Source organism: Sphingopyxis sp., from assembly GCF_034380315.1.
In the GTDB taxonomy this organism is placed as follows: Bacteria; Pseudomonadota; Alphaproteobacteria; order Sphingomonadales; family Sphingomonadaceae; genus Sphingopyxis.
In genome coordinates this window covers 339,812-356,914 of the sequence record NZ_JAXMPB010000004.1, presented here as the reverse complement: position 1 = coordinate 356,914, position 17,103 = coordinate 339,812, and the positions used below count along the sequence as shown (strand labels likewise).

The window sequence follows — 17,103 nt, the reverse complement described above, 5'->3', positions numbered from 1 at the left end:
TCATCAATCAAGGCTGGCGCTCGCCCCTTGTTATTGATAATCGCTCGCAAATGAACGCAAGGCTTGATTCCATCCCACTCGGCATGGCCGTCCGCATTTCCCGCATCGACTGGGACCGGCTGTCACAGGACGAGGGGCGGCGCCTGCGCGAATTCGGGATGATGGAAGGCGTCGAGGTGACTCCGCTGCACCGCGGCAGCCTGTTCTCGCGCGATCCGCTGGCGCTGTCGGTCGGTCGGATGAAGGTGATCATCCGCGCCGCGCAGGCGGCAGCGATCGAGGTCGAACCGGCGGTCGCGGCATGACCGGCGCCATGCCCACCGTTGCGCTGGTCGGCAATCCCAATGCCGGAAAATCCAGCCTGTTCAACGCACTGACCGGCGCGCGGCAAAAGATCGCCAACTATCCGGGCGTCACCGTCGAACGCAAAGGCGGCCACGCCAGCTTTTCCGACGGGCGACCGCTGGCGCTGGTCGACCTGCCCGGCAGCTACAGCCTGACCCCGTCGAGTCCCGACGAAGCGGTGACGCGCGACGTGGTGATGGGTCGGCAACAGGGCGAAAAGCGCCCCGACGCACTGATCATCGTCGTCGATGCCGCCAATCTCGACAATCATCTGTGCTTCGCGCTCGAACTGATCGCGCTCGGCCTGCCAACCGTGGTCGCGCTCAACATGCTCGACCTTGCGACGCGCGACGGGCTGACGCTCGATCCCGACCGGCTCGCCGCCGAACTCGGAGTGCCGGTGGTGCCGACCGTCGCAGTGCGCCGCCGCGGCCTGACCGACCTGCTCGCCGCGGTCGATGGCGCCATCTTGTCGCACCAGACCCAGGCGGCCCCCGCCGCCGCCGCGCCGCAGGGCGATGCCTCGCTCCATCAGCGCGCCCGCACGGTCGCGCGCGCCGCGACGATTGCCGAAACGCCGGTGCGCCGCTGGACCCAACGCGTCGACGCGGTCTTCCTGCATCCGGTCGCGGGCTTTCTGATCCTGCTGGGGTTGATGTTCGTCATGTTCCAGGCGGTCTATGCCTGGTCGGAAGCGCCGATCGGATGGATCGAGGGCGGGATCGGCGCCCTCCAGGAAATGGTCGTCGGCACCCTGTCCGACGGGTTCCTGCGCGGCCTGATCGTCGAGGGGATATTGGGCGGTGTCGGGTCGGTGGTCGTCTTCCTGCCCCAGATTCTGATCCTCTTCCTGTTCATCCTGCTGCTCGAAGCTTCGGGCTATATGACCCGCGCCGCCTTTTTGATGGACGGCATCATGGCGAAGGTCGGGCTGTCGGGGCGCGGCTTCATCCCGCTCCTCTCCAGCTTTGCCTGCGCGGTTCCCGGCATCATGGCGACGCGCGCCATCCCGGATGCAAAGGACCGGCTGACGACGATATTGATCGCGCCGCTGATGACCTGTTCGGCGCGGCTGCCCGTCTATACGCTGATCATCGGCGCCTTCATCCCCAATCGCAGCGTCGGCGGATCGCCGGTCGGGCTCCAGGGGTTGGTGCTGTTCGGCCTGTATGTCGCCGGCATCGTCGGGGCGTTGGTCGTCGCCTTTGCCCTGCGCCGCACCATTGCCAAGGGCAGCACCGCCAGCTTCATGATGGAAATGCCGCGCTATCAATGGCCGCGGATCGCCGACGTGGCGATCGCGCTGTGGCAGCGGGCCTGGATCTTCCTGCGCCGTGCCGGCACGATCATCTTCGTGACCACCATCGCGCTGTGGCTGTTGCTGTCCTATCCCAAGGCCCCGGCGGATGGCGGCGAAAGCCAGGTCGAATATAGCGTCGCGGGACGCATCGCGAGCGGGCTCGAGGTGGTGGTCAAACCAATCGGCTTCAACCACGATATTGCGCTGGCGCTGATCCCGGCCATGGCGGCGCGCGAGGTCGCAGTATCGGCGATGGCGACCGCCAATGCGATCGACGCTGGCGACGACGAAGAGGCGATGGCCGAATCGCTCGGCGAACGACTGCAGGGCAAATGGAGCATCGCGACAGCGCTCGCCTTCCTCGCCTGGTTCGTCTTTGCCCCGCAGTGCATTTCGACCATCGCGATCACCCGGCGCGAAACCAACGGATGGAAATGGCCGTTGTTCATGGTTGGCTATTTGTTCGCGCTCGCCTATGCCGCTGCGGGTATCACTTATTGGACAGCCGTTGCCTTTGGTCTTGGCTGATCCTCCCAACTTTCAAGCGGAGCGGAACGGCGATGGCTGGCAGCGTCAACAAGGTTATTTTGATCGGCAATCTGGGCGCCGACCCCGAAATCAAGTCGTTCCAGAACGGCGGCAAGATCGCCAATCTGCGCATCGCGACGTCCGAACAGTGGAAGGATCGGATGTCCGGCGAGCGCAAGGAGCGCACCGAATGGCACAGCGTCGTGATCAACGGCGACGGGCTGGTCGGGGTGGTCGAACGCTTCCTGAAAAAGGGTAGCAAAATCTATATCGAAGGCAGCCTGCGCACCCGCAAGTGGCAGGACCGCGACGGCAATGACCGCTACACGACCGAAGTGGTCGTCGCGGGCATGGGCGGCACACTGACGATGCTCGATGGCGCTCCCGGCGGCGGCGGCGGTTCGCGCGGCGGCGGCGACAGCTGGAGCGGCGGATCGTCGGGTGGTGGTTCCGGCGGCGGCTGGAACCAGGGTGGCGGATCATCTTCGGGTGGCGGCTGGAACCAGGGCGGCGGCAGCGGCGGCAGCGGCGGCAGCGGCGGCGGACGCCCGCCCTTCGACGACGATCTGGACGACGACGTTCCATTTTGAGGACCGATAGCGGATGGCCAGCGACCCGTTGACCGCCACCGACGTGGCGCGCGGCGTCTCCCGCCTGTTCGCACAGGCGGGGCTGGTTGCCATTCCCGAAGTCTCCTTGCCCAACGGGCGGCGCACCGATCTGACCGCGATCGATGCCAAGGGGAATATCACGATCGTCGAAATCAAGGTCAGCCGCGCCGACCTTCACGGCGACGGAAAATGGCCCGACTATTGCGACTGGTGCGACCACTTCTATTGGGCACTCGCTGTCGGGCTTGATCCCGCAATCCTCGATACCCCCGATTATCGTCCCGAAACATCGGGACTGATCGTCGCCGACCGCTATGGCGCAGCGGTGGTGCGCGAAGCCGCGCGACGCCCGCTCGCCCCGGCGCGGCGCAAGGCCGAATTGCTGCGCATCGGCCGCCTCGCTATGCGCCGCGCGATGATCGCCGCCGATCCGGAACTGGCCATGGGGTGGGCCGAGGGTTAGGCTCGATCCATTCTCGGCGAATCAAGGCCGGCCTCGAATTGCGGAGCTTCGTCGGCAATGCACACCCAGGGCGCCTTCGAGCCCACAAAAATATGGGCCGCATAGCCGCGGAAACCGGGATCATCGTCCAGAAGGCCCGCCGGCACGTAAAAGAAACGCCCGCCATGGTCGCGATGCGGAACCGGGCTGCCACATTGACCGCAAAAATGGGATACCCACCCGTCGCCGCCGGGGAGCGTGAACCGTCGAATCTCCTGCTCCCCCGTCATCCAGCGAAAGCTGGAGGCCGCCGCATGGAATATGGCATTGCCATCCGTTCCGGAAAGCTTGCGGCACTTTGAGCAATGGCATTGTCCGACAGGACCAATTTTTCCGTCTATTTCGAAACGGATCTCGCCGCAAAGACACGAACCTCTGACACGCGCTTCCACGGCGGCTCCCTTTCTCAGGCGGCGCGGCCCCGCGCCTGCATCCGCGCGAGGTAACGCGCCAGAATATCGATCTCCAGATTGACGGGCCGATCCGCCGCCACTTCGTCAAGGGTCGTCATCTCTTGCGTATGCGGGATGATGTTGAGTGTGAAATGCGCGCTGCCGTCCGCCTGATCGTTTACCTCGTTGACGGTCAGAGAGATGCCGTCGAGCGTTATCGATCCCTTGGGCGCAATATGCGCGGCAAGCGCGGCGGGAGCCGCAACCGTGACCTTCACGCTGTCCCCGACCGCTTCGGCCGCGACGATCCGGCCGACCGCATCGACATGGCCGGTAACGATATGACCGCCCAGTTCGTCGCCGACACGCAGCGCGCGCTCGAGATTGAGGCGTCGGCCCGCGTCCCACATGCCAGGCGCGGTACGAGCCAGCGTTTCGGCGCTGGCATCGATCGCGAACCAGAAACCGTCGCCATCGCGCCCCTTGTCCACAACCGTCAGGCAAGCCCCCGAACAGGCGATCGAGGCGCCGATATCGATGGTGTCGACGTCGAAGGAGGTGCCGATGACCAGCCGGGTGTCGCCGCGATCGTCGCGGCTGCGAATGGTGCCGATGTCGGTGATGATGCCGGTGAACATGGGGGCCCTTATCCTTTGCTGACCCGCTCGTAAACGTCGAGACGGTCGCTGCCAAGCAGGCGGCTGTCGACGAGCCGCCAGCGGCCATGTGCCTGCGCCAGATCGCCAAGGCCGATGTCGCCGAGCGCCGCGCGACCGCCGCCGATCAGGATCGGCGCGCGGTAAAGCAGCAGCCGGTCGACGCGATCGGCCGCGACAAAGGCTGCCGCAGCGCCCGCGCCGCCTTCGACAAGCAGCGAATCGACGCCATCGACCGCTTCGGGCGACGCCACCGCGGTCCAGCCAACGGGCGCCGCACCGTGGGTAAGCAGAAATTTGCGCGGTGCACGCGCGTCGAGCCCTGGCAAACGGACATCGAGCCGCGGCGCATCGGCCGTCAGCGTACCGCGTCCCACCAAAATCCCCTCATGCCGCGCGCGCTCAAGATGCGCGTGCGCCCGAGCGCGATCGCCGGTGATCCAGCGGCTCGTCCCGTCGCCAAGAGCAATGCAGCCGTCGAGCGAGGTCGCAAGTTTCAGGGTCACAAAGGGGCGTGCGCGCTGTGCCCGCGACCACCAGGGTGCCATGGCGGCGCGCGCGGTATCGCGGCCAATCCCTTCGATCACCTCGATACCCGCGGCGCGCAGACGGACGATCCCCTGTCCATCGGTACGCGGATCGGGATCATGGGTCGCAACGACCACCCGCGCGACCCCGGCAGCGATCAACAAATCAGTACAGCAGGGCCCACGCACGCTGGGATGGGCACAGGGTTCGAGTGTCGCATAGACGCTGGCCCCGCGCGCCGCGCCGCGCGCGGCCGCCAGCGCCATCGCCTCGGCATGCGGACGCCCGCCCGGCTGGGTCCAGCCGCGCCCGACGACCCGCCCATCCGCGACGATCAGGCAGGCGACATTCGGGTTGGGCGCCGACGCAGGCCGACCGCGTTCCGACAGGGCGATCGCCGCCGTCATCCAGTCAGCGTCGGAATGCGGCCGCAGCATCGGCGTTCAGCGCGCCTCCGCCGGGGCCGCCTGCGGGCCGCGGGCCGCGCGTTCAGCCAGCGTCGAACGGCGGGGTGGCGTCGGCGACTTCTTTTCGGCCATCGGCTCGGCATCGGGGCCGAGCGTTTCGCGCGTCACCTTGTCGGCTTCGGCCGAATCATATTCGACCCCCATCATGTCGGCGAGCTTTTGATATTCGGCCCGGCGTTCAGCATTGCGCCGCGTCGTTTCCTTGGCCCGCGCCACCCAATCGGCGCGCACTTCGTCGGCGCTGCGATCGGCGTTCCAGTTTTCGAAATAGACGATCCCCGCCTTCGGCTTTTCATAGGGTATCAGATATTCGGAAAACCCATAGAAAATGACGAGCGACAACGTCACCGCAACGCCCCACACTGGCCATCGGTGCGGGCGCGGTTCGCGGACATAGCCCCAGAAATCGGACAGGCCGCCGCCTACGTCGACCTTGCTGAACATCTTCATACCGCCAATCTAGGCGATGTACCGCAACTTTGCGAGAGGGATGCGCTGTCCACGCGAATTGCGGACCGCGCAGGACGATTGCAAAAAATGCAATAGCAGATGTTCATTTCGCAGTTGCGAAATTCATTGTGCACTGCAATATCACACTTGCCTTTTAGGCATCCTCTCCCAAAAACTTTTACGGGCCGCCCTTGGGCGGCCCTTTTTTTCGACCTTTTTGGTAGAGAGATGGAGCAGCGTAAATCGCCTGCGAATCAATCCTGTACCGGCATCCGCGCTTCGAATCGGCGCACTTCGGCAATGAAGGTTCCCGGAAGCGGGGTGGGCTGCCCGCTGTCGCTGTCGATATGCGCATAGCTGATTTCGATATCGGTCAGCCGTTCGCCATCCCGAAAAATTCCGCAATGAAGCGTGAAGCTGGTCCGTCCGAACCGGCTGATCCGCGCCGATATGGTGATCAGTTCGTCAAGCCGCGCCGGGGCATGATAATCGATTTCGCAATGCGTTTCGCGAATATCTGTACCATATTGGTGAAAATACGGGCCAGGCTGACCTTCGCCCAACGCCCGGAAATATTCGGTCACTCCAATATCGGCATAGACCAGATAATGGCCGTTGAAGACGATGTTCTGCCCGTCGATCTCATTGTATCGGACACGCACGACCTCGCGGACGCGAAAATCGTCCAGCGGCACCTCGCTGCGCGGATTCGCCATCGCCGGATCAGGCCGCCAGCGCCGCGGAACCGCGCTCGACCGGCGCGCATGCCGCCGCCAGCCATTCGCCCGTCGCCGCATCCATGGCCGGTGCCAGCTTTGCCAACACATCGGCGTGATAGGCGTCGATCCAGTCGGCCTCGACCGCCGACAACAGCGCGCCGTCGATCAGGTCACGCGCGATCGGCGCAAAGGTGATGGTTTCAAAGCCCAGCATCTCTTCCTCGGCGCCGTCGATGCATTGCGGGACGACGATCACCAGATTTTCGATGCGAATGCCGAAATGCCCCGCTTTGTAATAGCCAGGCTCGTTCGACAGGATCATGCCGGCGTGCAGCGGTTCCTCGGTGCCCGCCTGGCCGCCCGCGGGCTTCGCGATACGCTGCGGCCCTTCATGCACCGCCAGATAGGCACCGACTCCATGCCCGGTTCCGTGCGCATAATCGACGCCATCGGCCCACAGATATTGCCGCGCGAGGATGTCGAGCTGGCTGCCGCGCGTGCCTGTGGGGAAACGCGCCATGGCGAGCGCGATATGGCCCTTGAGAACCTGGGTGAAACGGCGACGCATTTCGGCGGTGGGCCGCCCTATGGCGATGGTACGCGTGATGTCGGTCGTGCCATCTGCATATTGCCCGCCCGAATCGACCAGATAGAGCGTGCCGGTTTCGATCGCGCGGTTCGTGGTTTCATCGACCTTGTAATGCGGCAAGGCGCCATTGGGCCCCGCCGCCGAGATGGTATCGAAGGAGAGGTCGACCAACGCGCCGCTTTCCTCCCGAAACGCTTTCAGCTTTGCGGCGGCCCCAAGTTCGTCGAGCCCGCCCTGCGGCGCGACGTCTTCCATCCATTTCAGAAAGCGGGCAACCGCGACCCCGTCGCGAACATGTGCGGCGCGGGTCCCGTCCAGCTCGACCGCATTCTTGATCGCCTTGGGCAACACCGCGGGATCGCGATGACGTGCGATGCCAGCGCCCGCCTGGTCGAGCGCGGTGAAGATCGCCGCGACCGCCCGGTCTGGGTCAACCGCCACCTTCTTGCCTGCCAGCGCAGCAAGCGCTGGTTCGAAAGCCGCTCGGTCATGCACCCGCACGCTGTTACCCAGATGCGTGCGAACCGCATCGGTGATCTTGCCCGGGGCGATGAAAAGATCCGCCGTCGCGTCGGCATGAAGCAGGGCAAAGGCCAGCCCGACCGGGGTGTGGGTCACGTCGGAGCCGCGAATGTTGAAGGCCCAGGCCACCGAATCCAGCGCGGTCATCACGGTCGTGTCGAGTCCCTTCGCCTTCAACCAATCGGCGATGATCGCGCGCTTCTCGACGGCCGACTGGCCCGCCAGGCTGGTGTCGTGGACCGTGACGACCGCATCGCTCGGTGCGGGCTGGTCCTCCCATGCGGCGTCGACCGGATTGCTGTCGACCGCCACCAGTTGCGCGCCTTTCGCCGCGAGCGCCTGCTCAAGCGCCCGCGCCCAATCGATGCCGTGGAGCCAGGGGTCATAGCCGACCTTCTGCCCCGCGCTGACATGTGCGCCCAGCCATTCGGCGACGCTCGACTGCGGCACGCCCACATAATCGAACAAGGCGCCGTCCACCTGATCGCGCACCTGCACCGTATAACGGCCGTCGACGAACACCGCGGCCCGTTCGGGCAGCACCGCCGCTGTTCCCGCCGACCCGCCGAAGCCGGTCAGCCATGCCATGCGCTGGGCATAGTCGCCCACATATTCGCTCATATGCTCGTCGCTGATCGGGATCACGAAGCCATCAAGGCCGCGCGCGGCGAGTGCGGCGCGCAAACGGGCGAGGCGGTCGGCATGAACGGGGCTGGACATGGTCACTTCCTTGTTTCTACATCGCCCGCTCCGGCCCATAAGGGACGATCTTCGCGGGGAGACTATCATGCGCGCTATTTGGATGTTTCTGACGGCAATTGCCACCCCGCTCGTCATCCCCGCCACCGCTTTCGCCGAACAGAAAGACAATCGATTGACCAGCACCACCCCTGCCCTGCCCGCCGCGCCCGTTGCCGAGCAGCGCCCGCACCAGATGACGATGCACGGAAAGACGCTGTCGGACCCGTGGCACTGGCTGCGCGATCAAAGCTATCCGACGATCGATGACGAAGATGTGCTGGATTATGTGAAGGCCGAAAACGCCTATTTCGACGCCGCGATGAAACCGCACGAGGCGCTGGTCGAAACCCTGTTCCAGGAAATGAAGGGACGGATCAAGGAAGCCGATTCGAGCGTGCCGCAGAAGGATGGCGACTGGCTCTACTGGGTCGAATATGAGGAAGGCGCGGAGTATAAGAAATGGTACCGCAAGCCGGTGGCCGGCGGCGACACCCAGCTGATCCTCGACGAGGTCGCCCTCGCCAAGGACAAGGAATATTTCCGCCTCGCCGACCTTTCGATCAGCCCCAACGGCAAGATCATGGCCTATGCCTTCGACGACAATGGCTCGGAACGTTTCGAAGTCCGGTTCCGCAACCTCGAAACCGGCGCGATGTTGCCCGACATCATCCCCGGCACGCTGTCGTCGCTGGTGTGGACCGCCGGCAATGACGCGCTCGTCTATGGTCTCGCCAATGAAAACTGGCGCACCGACAATGTCCATGTCCACCGGTTGGGCACGCCGACGAGCGAGGACGTCCAGATCTACAAGGAAGCCGACATCGGTTTTGGCGTCGGGATCGGCAAGACCGCTGACGATCGCTTCATCGTCGTCGCAACCGGCGACAATGAAACGAGCGAGGTTTACCTGCTGCCTGCCGACAATCCCTTGGCGAAACCGGCGCTGGTATCCGCTCGCAAGAAGGGACGCGAGTATAGCGTCGATGTCCGCGAGGACGTGCTGTACATCCATACCAACGACGAGCACCCCAATTTCCGGATCGCGACCGCCAGCCTCGACAAGCCCGGCGAATGGACGACGTTGATCCCGGGATCGGATCATATCTATATGACCGGCCTGTCGATCTTTCGTGACTATTTCGTGCTCGAAGCGCGCGAGGACGGGCTCGATCAGGTCGATGTGCGGCGATATGACGCACCGCTCAATCCCGGCCGCATCGCCTTTCCGGAGGCCACCTATGTCGCGGGGCTGGGCGACAATCCCGAATATCATCAGGACAAGCTGCGGATCGATTATGAATCGATGGTCACCCCCGACACAGTCTATGATTATGATATCGCGTCGCGGACACTGGAAACACTGAAGGTTCAGGAGATTCCATCCGGTTATGATTCATCGCAATATGTAACCGAAAGGGTTAACCTTCCCAGCCGTGATGGCAAAACGATGATTCCGGCTTCGCTCGTTTATAAAAAGGGCCTGGAACGGGACGGCAGCGCGCCGATGCATCTTTATACCTATGGCAGCTATGGCTATCGCGTGCCGCCGGGATTTTCGACGACGCGGCTCAGCCTTGTCGATCGCGGAATGATCTATGCCATCGCGCATGTCCGCGGCGGCGATGACCTCGGCCGCGCCTGGTACCTCGCGGGCAAGACGACCGAACGCACCAACACCTTCAACGACTTCATCGACGTCGCACGGGGGCTGGTCGCCGGGAAATATACCAGCGCGGGCAAGATTTCGATCGAGGGCCGTTCGGCCGGCGGACAGGTGATGGGCGTCGTCTATAACGATGCGCCCGAACTGTGGGGGGCGGTGCTCGCCGGCGTCCCCTTCGTCGATGTCATCAACACGATGGTCGACAAGGAACTGCCGCTCACCCCCGGCGAATGGCCCGAATGGGGCAATCCGATCACCGACAAGGCGGCGTTCGATTATATGCTGTCGTACAGCCCCTATGACAATGTGACGGCCAAGGCCTATCCGCCGATGCTGGTGTCGGCGGGACTCAACGATCCGCGCGTGACTTATTGGGAACCGGCCAAATGGGTCGCAAAGCTTCGGGCGACGCGGACGAATGACACGGCGCTGCTGCTGCGCACCAACATGGGCGCGGGACACGGCGGCAAGTCGGGACGTTGGGGTGCGCTGCGCGAAGATGCAGAGGAGTCTGCCTTCGTGCTGACCCAGCTCGGCGTCGAGGAATAGCGCGAAACCGGCCCGGCGGCCTGGCCGCCGCCGACACCACTGTCCCATCGCCGCCTTTCCGTGAACAATCGGCTTGCTTGGCCGTTCACATTTGTATAAGCGCTTATATATGAATCGCCCAACCGGTCTTGGATCTCGCCTTCGCCTTCTCGTGACCCGGCTCGACGAGGCGGTGGAGCAAAGCTATCGCGACGCAGGGCTCGATTTTCGGCCCCGCTATTTCCCTTATTTCCAGCTGCTGATGGACCGCGATTCGGCGTCGGTTGGCGAATGCGTGGCGGAACTTGGATTTACCCAGCCGGCCGCGACCCAGACGCTTCAGGCCATGACGCGATCGGGGCTGATCGAACCCATACCCGGACGCGACCGCCGCGAACGGCGCTACATATTGTCCGCCGCGGCGCGAGCGATGATCCCCGAGCTCGAACGCATATGGCAGGCGGCTGCGCGCGCGGCGGACATACTGGACGACGCCCTGCCCCATCCGCTCGGCGCCATCATAGATGCCGCACTGGTCCGGCTGGAACGGACAAGTTTCCATCATATGATTGCGCAGGAACTGAGACAATGAAACGCTTTTGCGCCGCACTTCTTCTGTCTTTCGTCGCCCTGCCGGCGGCGGCCCAGTCGATCAACGCCCATGACCGAAAGGCGACGATCGACGCGATCGCAACCCTGCTCGAAACACGCTATGTCGATGGCGCGCTTGGCGCCCGGATAGCGGAAGAATTACGATCGGGCCGGGCCCAATGGCGCACGGTCGCCGACGGTCCGACACTGGCGATCGCGCTGACCGCGTGGCTGCGGCAGCAGTCGGGCGACGGGCATCTGGCGGTCGATTACAGCGCAGCGGAAATTCCGGCGCAAGGCGGCGATGCAGCCTTCGCCGCCGAGGAAGTCGAGCGTTATTACGGCGCCCATATCAATCACGGGGTACAAAAGATCGAGCGGCTCGACGGCAATATCATGCTGATCGACCTGCGCGTTTTTCCGCCTCCCGCGCTGGGCGGAGACGTCATTGCGGCCATGATGACCGTCGCGGCACAGGGGGACGCGCTGATCATCGACCTGCGGCGCAACGGTGGCGGAATGGAAACGCTGGATATGATCCTGTCACACCTGCTGCCCCCCGGCTCGCCCCTCAGCGGCGTCTATGACCGGCCGAGCGACCGGCTTACCCCCCGCCTTTCACCGCCCGCCCCCGCCGGGCGACGCTTCGGCGAAGACAAGCCCGTGTATGTCCTGACCTCTAAACGGACCTTTTCCGCAGCAGAGGCCCTGGCCTACGATCTGCAAGCGCTGAAGCGCGCCATCATCGTCGGCGAAATCACCGGCGGCGGCGCCAACCCCTTCGAATATCGCCGCGTGCACCCGCATTTCGCGCTGAGCCTGCCCGAACAGCGCTCGGTCAATCCGATCACCGGGACCAACTGGCAGGGCGTGGGCGTGAAACCCGATGTCGCGGTGCCCGCCGCCGACGCGCTGGACAAGGCGCTCGCGCTCGCCCACGCGGCTCTTGCGCAGAAAGGCAGCTAGGCTGGCTCCACCCGTGACACCGCCGCGACATTCTGACAAAATCGCGCGACAATATATTCCTATCCCGCCGCGCTCATGAGGGAGAGGGATAGAATGACAATGCATCGCAGCACGCTGGCGATCGGCGCGCTTTCCTTGCTGGCATCAGCCGCCGCGACACCCCCGGCGCACGCCCAGCCCAGCCCGGCCGACATCGCCCAGCGCCTGCTCGACCATATTCGCGAAACCAGCGGCGTCCCCGGCATGGCCGCCGCAGTGTGGAAGGATGGCGCCATCCTTTGGGAGGGGCAGAGCGGCCTGCGCGACATCGAACAGCAGCGCCCCGTCACCCCCGACACCCTGTTTCGGCTGGCCAGCGTATCGAAACTGTTCGCCGCGACTGCCGCTGCCAAGCTGGCGGAAGAGGGCCGGCTGGACCTCGACGCGCCGGTACAGGCGCAGCTACCGTGGCTGCAAAACGGCTGGCCCGCGATCACGCCGCGCCAGCTCGCCGCTCATTTGTCGGGTCTGCCGCATTATCAGCCCGTCGACGCGGCGCGCGGCAGCGAACATTATGCCACCGGCCGCGCGGCGGTCGCAATCTTCTCGAACCGCCCGCTGCTGACCCCGCCCGGCGACGCCTATCGATACTCTTCCTGGGGCTATACGCTGCTCGGCACGCTGGTAGAGGAACGGGCGGGAATAGCCTTCACCGACTATGTCAGGACCCGGCTGGTACCTGGCCTTGCCATTCAAGCCGACGCGACGGACAGCGGCCGAACCGACGTATCGCACGCCTATGAATTCGATGGCGGGCGCGTCGTTCCAGCCCCCCGACACGACTATAGCTACAGCTGGGGCGGCGGTGGGCTGAGCGGAACGGCGGGCGCCGTCGCCTCCTTTGGCGGCCGGATGATCGACGGACAGGTGGTCGCCCCCGCAAGTTTCGCGGCGATGCTCGTCCCGGCCGTCATGACCGATGGGCGCCCAGCTGGCGAGGACGACTATCAGGTCGGCTTCGGATGGCGCTCCGGACGCGACACCGATGGCGCACCCTATGTGCATCACAGCGGCGTCACGCTAGGCGCCCGCAGCACGCTCGGCCTGTGGCGCGAGGAACGCACCGCGGTCAGCCTGTTGTCGAACGCACTGTGGATATCGCGAATCGAGCCGACGGCGCAGATGATCGCGGCGCCGTTTCGCCCCGTTCCCGGCGGGCTTTTCGGCGTGACCTGCCCGGTCGGGACCGCTCGATACAGCGGGCATTTCGGCGACACGCCGGTCAGCGGCCCGGCGCGCTTTGCGATCGAGGGTGGGATCTGCACCGGCCGCATCGAACAGGACACGGCGATGCGCGGCTATTTCGGTACGGCCGTACAGCGCAGCGACGCGCCGCTCACCCTGATCGGCCTCTCCCCAGGCGACAGCCTGGCGCGCGGCGGACTGGTTCATCCCTTTGGCATAGCGGACATGCGTGCCGAGCCGGATGGCTCCTTTGCCGCCGATATCACCACGTCGCGGCGACTGGTGGTGCGATTCGATCAGCCGGGCAAATAGCCGCGCGCGATCAGGTCGCGCTCCAGCGCCGCCGCATCGACGAACCGATGTCCGGCGATGCCCGCCGATTCGGCACCCGCGACATTGGCCGCGACATCGTCGATGAAAATCGCGCCCGCAGGATCGACCCCAAAACGTGCGATCGCCAGAGCGTAAATCGCCGGATCGGGTTTCACCATCCGCTCGGTGCCCGATACGATGATATCCCGAAAGCGGTCGAAAACCGGCTGGGTCGGGCGGAAGCCTTCCCAGAATTCATGGCCGAAATTGGTGATCGCAAACAGCGGCACCCCTGCGGCATCAAGCCGCTCGACAAGTTCGAGGCTGCCCGGCACCGGCCCCGGGATCGTTTCGTTGAAGCGCGTCGCATAGGCGTCGATCAGCGCCGCATGACTGGGAAATTCTCGCTTGAGTTCGGGCAGCATGTCGGCGAGCGGCCGCCCCGCATCATGCTGAAAATGCCATTCGGGCGTCACGACATGGGTGACGAACCATTCCAGCTCATCGCTGTCGGCGATCAGCTTGGCGAACAGGTGGCGCAAGTCCCAATCGAACAGTACCCGGCCGACGTCGAAGATCACGGATCGCCGAATCATGCTCTCTTCCGGATACGCGAAAGCGCCGCCGGAAGCATCCGACGGCGTCACGCTGGCTCGCAAATCGCGCGCGGGGCATTGCTGCCCCGCTGGAACATCAGCCCTGGCGCGCCTTGAAGCGACGGTTGGTCTTGTTGATCACATAGGTCCGACCACGGCGGCGGATCACGCGGTTATCCCGGTGGCGGTCCTTCAGCGACTTCAGGCTGTTGCGAATCTTCATTGCTCTTGTCCGATAAACTTGGCGTTGTACGCGAAGCGGCGCACCTATGGGGAAGCGGGTGAAAAGTCAACCGCCTCGCGCAAGGTCGCGGCCATATTTGCCGCCACGCGGCATCGCCCGACCACCGACCGGCCGGACCGCCCACTCAACGGCAACGGGAAAAGCGCTGCGCAGCAAAGCGGACAGAGGGAAACGGTGCCGAACAGCCCAAAATGCGCGGCGCGTACCGCCGCTTCAGCCCGCGAGCGCCTTTTGCCGGCGCCGCTGCACCGACGATCCATAGCCCATCGCTTCCCGATACTTGACGACGGTGCGGCGCGCGATGTCATGCCCCTCTGCCGACAATTTCTGCGCGATGGTCTCGTCCGACAGGATCGCCTTCGCATCTTCGGCATCGATCAACGCCTTGATCCGGCTCTTCACCGCCTCGGCCGACACCGCGCCATCGCCGTCGGTCGCAGAAATGCCGCTGGAGAAGAAATATTTGAGCTCGAACAGCCCGCGCGCGCACGACAGATATTTGTTGCTGGTGACGCGGCTGACGGTCGATTCGTGCATCCCGATCGCCTCCGCCACCTGCCGCAACGTCAACGGGCGCATATGCGCGACGCCGCTCAGGAAAAACCCTTCCTGCTGCTTCACAATCTCGTTCGCGACCTTGACGATCGTGCGCTGCCGCTGATCGAGCGCCCGTACCAGCCAGTTCGCCCCGGCGAGTTGTTCGGACAACCAGGTCTTGTTCTTCGCTGCCGCGCCCTTGGCGAGTTCGGTATAATAGCGCCGGTTGACGAGCAGCCGTGGCAACGTGCTGCTGTTCACCTCGACCGCCCAGCCCGCCGCGGTGCGGCGCACATAGAGGTCGGGGACCACCGCCTGCACCGCCGAACCGCCGAACCGCAGCCCCGGCTTCGGATCATAGGCGCGCAGTTCGCGGATCATGTCGGCAAGATCCTCGTCATCGACGCCGCAAATGCGCTTGAGCTGAGGAAAGGCGCCTTTGGCGACCAGATCGAGATGCGCGATCATCGTCGCCATCGCGGGGTCATAGCGGTCGGCCTCGCGCGCCTGGATCGCGATACATTCCGCCAGATCGCGCGCCCCGACCCCCGATGGGTCGAACCCCTGAACAGCGCCGAGCACCGATTCGATCAGCGCGAGCGGAACGCCGAGCCGCTGCGCGAGTTCGGCAAGGTCGGCCCGCAGATAGCCCGCCTCGTCGATCAGCGCGACGAGCTGCTGCGCCACCGCCGCTTCCATCCCGCCGAATGTTTCGCCGACCTGTGCGAGCAGATGGTCGTGAAGCGTCCCATCCTGTTCGGCAAAGCTGTCGAAGTCGATCGCCTCGCCCTCGCCCGACAGCCCGACGCTGTCGCTCGCGCTGTCGTGGTGGAACCGCTCTTCGGCAAAATCGACGTCGAGATCGTCGGCGGTCCCGGCATCGGACGATAGCGCCTGGTCGGTATCGGGCGGCTCGGCGGTCGGGGGCGGTGCATCGGTCGCCTCTTCCTGCGCTTCATCGGCAGGTCCATCCCGATCGCCCGGCGCGGCATCGAGCAGCGGATTGCCTTCCAGCGCCTCCGCCAGATAGGATTCGAGTTCGAGGTTCGACAGCGCAAGCAGCTTGATCGCCTGCTGCAGCTGCGGCGTCATCACCAGCGATTGCGACTGGCGTAGATCGAGGCGCGGACCCAGGGCCATCGCTGGCTAGATCCTCACAAGGAAAAGCCTTCGCCGAGATAGAGGCGGCGGACCTCGGGGTCGGCGACAAGCTCGGCCGGTGATCCGGCAAGCAGAACCTTACCGTCATAGATGATGCAGGCGCGATCGACGAGGTCCAGCGTCTCGCGCACATTATGGTCGGTGATCAGCACCCCGATGCCGCGCGTCTTCAGATCGGCGACCAGATCGCGAATGTCGCTGATCGAAATCGGATCGATCCCGGCAAAGGGTTCGTCGAGCAACATGATCGACGGATTGGCGGCAAGCGCGCGGGCGATTTCGGCACGGCGCCGCTCGCCGCCCGACAGCGCCATCGCCGCCGAACCGCGCAGCCGGGTGAGGCCGAATTCGTCGAGCAGTTCGTCCAGCCTTTGTTGCCGTGCCGCCTTGTCGGGTTCGGCGAGCTCCAGCACCGCCTCGATATTCTGTTCGACGGTCATGCCCCGAAAGATCGAGGTTTCCTGCGGCAGATAGCCAAGACCCAGGATCGCGCGGCGATACATGGGTAGCGCGGTGATGTCGGCGCCGTCGAGCATGATGCGCCCGGCGTCGGGCTTTACCAGCCCCATGATCGAATAGAAGCAGGTCGTCTTGCCCGCACCATTGGGGCCGAGCAGGCCGACGACCTCACCCTTTGCGACCGAAAGCGAGACGTCGGACAGGACGACGCGCTTGTCATAGCTTTTGGCGATCGAGATGACGGCAAGGCCGTTGCCTGCCGCCGCATCTTCCTGAACATGCGCGACATGTTCGGACATGCCGTGATCGTCGGGAGAAAGCGTCGCCGGAGCTGTTTCGTCGGTCATGATCGTGGAGTTACCCGAGGAGGGGCGGCAGCGTCAATCTGGCAAGCTTTTTGCAGCGCGCTTTTTGCGAGCGTGAAATCGCGCCAAATTCGCTTCTCTGCGGCGGAAAGGACGGTCAGGTCCGG

At 64.6% G+C, this 17,103-nt stretch carries 18 protein-coding genes; 8 read left to right on the top strand and 10 right to left on the bottom strand.

The genetic code is table 11. The features are described 5' to 3' along the window. The first annotated feature begins 50 nt into the window (after positions 1 to 50). From U0S50_RS09950 to U0S50_RS09935, 4 genes are read left to right on the top strand one after another with little or no spacing between them, the layout of a single operon-like run. Positions 51 to 305, top strand: coding sequence for a FeoA family protein (locus tag U0S50_RS09950; RefSeq protein WP_322308612.1), 255 nt, complete (start codon positions 51 to 53; stop codon positions 303 to 305). Then, positions 302 to 2,173 carry a ferrous iron transporter B gene (gene feoB / locus U0S50_RS09945; protein WP_322308611.1) on the top strand — a complete coding sequence of 624 codons (1,872 nt, stop codon included), beginning with the start codon at positions 302 to 304 and terminating at the stop codon, positions 2,171 to 2,173. Before U0S50_RS09950 ends, feoB begins: the two co-directional genes overlap by 4 nt. 32 nt (positions 2,174 to 2,205) lie before the next feature. After that, entirely contained in the window at positions 2,206 to 2,763 is a 558-nt protein-coding gene (gene ssb / locus U0S50_RS09940; protein ID WP_322308610.1) for a single-stranded DNA-binding protein, read from the top strand. 13 nt (positions 2,764 to 2,776) lie between these two features. Further along, positions 2,777 to 3,247: an MmcB family DNA repair protein gene (locus U0S50_RS09935; protein ID WP_322308609.1), complete on the top strand. Its 471-nt coding sequence runs from the start codon at positions 2,777 to 2,779 to the stop codon at positions 3,245 to 3,247. Here the strand turns inward: U0S50_RS09935 and U0S50_RS09930 are convergent. The 6 genes from U0S50_RS09930 to U0S50_RS09905 all read right to left on the bottom strand — a co-directional run bounded on the left by U0S50_RS09930 (position 3,244) and on the right by U0S50_RS09905 (position 8,329). After that, entirely contained in the window at positions 3,244 to 3,678 is a 435-nt protein-coding gene (locus U0S50_RS09930) for a GFA family protein (RefSeq protein WP_322308608.1), read from the bottom strand. The genes U0S50_RS09935 and U0S50_RS09930 overlap by 4 nt on opposite strands. 14 nt (positions 3,679 to 3,692) lie before the next feature. Next, positions 3,693 to 4,316: a riboflavin synthase gene (locus tag U0S50_RS09925; RefSeq protein WP_322308607.1), complete on the bottom strand. Its 624-nt coding sequence runs from the start codon at positions 4,314 to 4,316 to the stop codon at positions 3,693 to 3,695. Positions 4,317 to 4,324: 8 nt separating this feature from the next. Next, a complete protein-coding gene (ribD, locus tag U0S50_RS09920; RefSeq protein ID WP_416194979.1) occupies positions 4,325 to 5,269 on the bottom strand; it encodes a bifunctional diaminohydroxyphosphoribosylaminopyrimidine deaminase/5-amino-6-(5-phosphoribosylamino)uracil reductase RibD in 945 nt (314 codons plus the stop codon). 36 nt (positions 5,270 to 5,305) lie between these two features. Continuing rightward, the gene (locus tag U0S50_RS09915; protein ID WP_322308605.1) at positions 5,306 to 5,779 is read right to left on the bottom strand and encodes a hypothetical protein; all 474 of its coding nucleotides are present in this window, start codon (positions 5,777 to 5,779) and stop codon (positions 5,306 to 5,308) included. Between the two features lie 254 nt (positions 5,780 to 6,033). Then, on the bottom strand, positions 6,034 to 6,495 hold the full coding sequence (locus tag U0S50_RS09910) for a thioesterase family protein (RefSeq protein WP_322308604.1): 462 nt from the start codon (positions 6,493 to 6,495) through the stop codon (positions 6,034 to 6,036). A gap of 7 nt (positions 6,496 to 6,502) precedes the next feature. After that, positions 6,503 to 8,329: an aminopeptidase P family protein gene (locus U0S50_RS09905; RefSeq protein WP_322308603.1), complete on the bottom strand. Its 1,827-nt coding sequence runs from the start codon at positions 8,327 to 8,329 to the stop codon at positions 6,503 to 6,505. Between the two features lie 67 nt (positions 8,330 to 8,396). Between U0S50_RS09905 and U0S50_RS09900 the strand changes: the two genes are divergently transcribed. The 4 genes from U0S50_RS09900 to U0S50_RS09885 all read left to right on the top strand — a co-directional run bounded on the left by U0S50_RS09900 (position 8,397) and on the right by U0S50_RS09885 (position 13,634). After that, the gene (locus tag U0S50_RS09900; RefSeq protein ID WP_322308602.1) at positions 8,397 to 10,562 is read left to right on the top strand and encodes a S9 family peptidase; all 2,166 of its coding nucleotides are present in this window, start codon (positions 8,397 to 8,399) and stop codon (positions 10,560 to 10,562) included. Positions 10,563 to 10,671: 109 nt separating this feature from the next. After that, complete coding sequence (locus tag U0S50_RS09895; RefSeq protein WP_322308601.1) at positions 10,672 to 11,133, top strand: hypothetical protein; 462 nt, start codon at positions 10,672 to 10,674, stop codon at positions 11,131 to 11,133. Continuing rightward, entirely contained in the window at positions 11,130 to 12,098 is a 969-nt protein-coding gene (locus U0S50_RS09890) for a S41 family peptidase (protein WP_322308600.1), read from the top strand. Before U0S50_RS09895 ends, U0S50_RS09890 begins: the two co-directional genes overlap by 4 nt. A 93-nt stretch (positions 12,099 to 12,191) precedes the next feature. Then, positions 12,192 to 13,634, top strand: a complete 1,443-nt coding sequence (locus tag U0S50_RS09885; RefSeq protein WP_322308599.1) for a serine hydrolase domain-containing protein — start codon at positions 12,192 to 12,194, stop codon at positions 13,632 to 13,634. On the opposite strand, the gene U0S50_RS09880 is transcribed toward U0S50_RS09885, so the two are convergent. The 4 genes from U0S50_RS09880 to lptB all read right to left on the bottom strand — a co-directional run bounded on the left by U0S50_RS09880 (position 13,619) and on the right by lptB (position 16,930). Then, positions 13,619 to 14,230 carry an HAD family phosphatase gene (locus tag U0S50_RS09880; protein ID WP_322308598.1) on the bottom strand — a complete coding sequence of 204 codons (612 nt, stop codon included), beginning with the start codon at positions 14,228 to 14,230 and terminating at the stop codon, positions 13,619 to 13,621. The genes U0S50_RS09885 and U0S50_RS09880 overlap by 16 nt on opposite strands. A 97-nt stretch (positions 14,231 to 14,327) precedes the next feature. After that, positions 14,328 to 14,453, bottom strand: a complete 126-nt coding sequence (ykgO, locus tag U0S50_RS09875; RefSeq protein WP_003046794.1) for a type B 50S ribosomal protein L36 — start codon at positions 14,451 to 14,453, stop codon at positions 14,328 to 14,330. A 234-nt stretch (positions 14,454 to 14,687) separates the two neighbouring features. Further along, complete coding sequence (rpoN, locus tag U0S50_RS09870) at positions 14,688 to 16,151, bottom strand: RNA polymerase factor sigma-54 (protein WP_322308597.1); 1,464 nt, start codon at positions 16,149 to 16,151, stop codon at positions 14,688 to 14,690. A gap of 14 nt (positions 16,152 to 16,165) precedes the next feature. After that, on the bottom strand, positions 16,166 to 16,930 hold the full coding sequence (gene lptB, locus U0S50_RS09865; protein ID WP_322308722.1) for an LPS export ABC transporter ATP-binding protein: 765 nt from the start codon (positions 16,928 to 16,930) through the stop codon (positions 16,166 to 16,168). Between the last annotated feature and the right edge of the window lie 173 nt (positions 16,931 to 17,103).

Excerpts from the sequence above, each read along its gene's own strand:
- ykgO (WP_003046794.1), bottom strand. The coding sequence starts at position 14,453 with ATGAAGATTCGCAACAGCCTGAAGTCGCTGAAGGACCGCCACCGGGAT.
- lptB (WP_322308722.1), bottom strand. The coding sequence starts at position 16,930 with ATGTCCGAACATGTCGCGCATGTTCAGGAAGATGCGGCGGCAGGCAAC.
- ssb (WP_322308610.1), top strand. The coding sequence starts at position 2,206 with ATGGCTGGCAGCGTCAACAAGGTTATTTTGATCGGCAATCTGGGCGCC.
- U0S50_RS09900 (WP_322308602.1), top strand. The coding sequence starts at position 8,397 with ATGCGCGCTATTTGGATGTTTCTGACGGCAATTGCCACCCCGCTCGTC.
- feoB (WP_322308611.1), top strand. The coding sequence starts at position 302 with ATGACCGGCGCCATGCCCACCGTTGCGCTGGTCGGCAATCCCAATGCC.
- U0S50_RS09895 (WP_322308601.1), top strand. The coding sequence starts at position 10,672 with ATGAATCGCCCAACCGGTCTTGGATCTCGCCTTCGCCTTCTCGTGACC.
- U0S50_RS09910 (WP_322308604.1), bottom strand. The coding sequence starts at position 6,495 with ATGGCGAATCCGCGCAGCGAGGTGCCGCTGGACGATTTTCGCGTCCGC.
- U0S50_RS09915 (WP_322308605.1), bottom strand. The coding sequence starts at position 5,779 with ATGAAGATGTTCAGCAAGGTCGACGTAGGCGGCGGCCTGTCCGATTTC.
- U0S50_RS09880 (WP_322308598.1), bottom strand. The coding sequence starts at position 14,230 with ATGATTCGGCGATCCGTGATCTTCGACGTCGGCCGGGTACTGTTCGAT.
- U0S50_RS09905 (WP_322308603.1), bottom strand. The coding sequence starts at position 8,329 with ATGTCCAGCCCCGTTCATGCCGACCGCCTCGCCCGTTTGCGCGCCGCA.
- U0S50_RS09925 (WP_322308607.1), bottom strand. The coding sequence starts at position 4,316 with ATGTTCACCGGCATCATCACCGACATCGGCACCATTCGCAGCCGCGAC.
- U0S50_RS09890 (WP_322308600.1), top strand. The coding sequence starts at position 11,130 with ATGAAACGCTTTTGCGCCGCACTTCTTCTGTCTTTCGTCGCCCTGCCG.
- rpoN (WP_322308597.1), bottom strand. The coding sequence starts at position 16,151 with ATGGCCCTGGGTCCGCGCCTCGATCTACGCCAGTCGCAATCGCTGGTG.
- U0S50_RS09935 (WP_322308609.1), top strand. The coding sequence starts at position 2,777 with ATGGCCAGCGACCCGTTGACCGCCACCGACGTGGCGCGCGGCGTCTCC.
- U0S50_RS09950 (WP_322308612.1), top strand. The coding sequence starts at position 51 with ATGAACGCAAGGCTTGATTCCATCCCACTCGGCATGGCCGTCCGCATT.
- ribD (WP_416194979.1), bottom strand. The coding sequence starts at position 5,269 with ATGACGGCGGCGATCGCCCTGTCGGAACGCGGTCGGCCTGCGTCGGCG.
- U0S50_RS09885 (WP_322308599.1), top strand. The coding sequence starts at position 12,192 with ATGACAATGCATCGCAGCACGCTGGCGATCGGCGCGCTTTCCTTGCTG.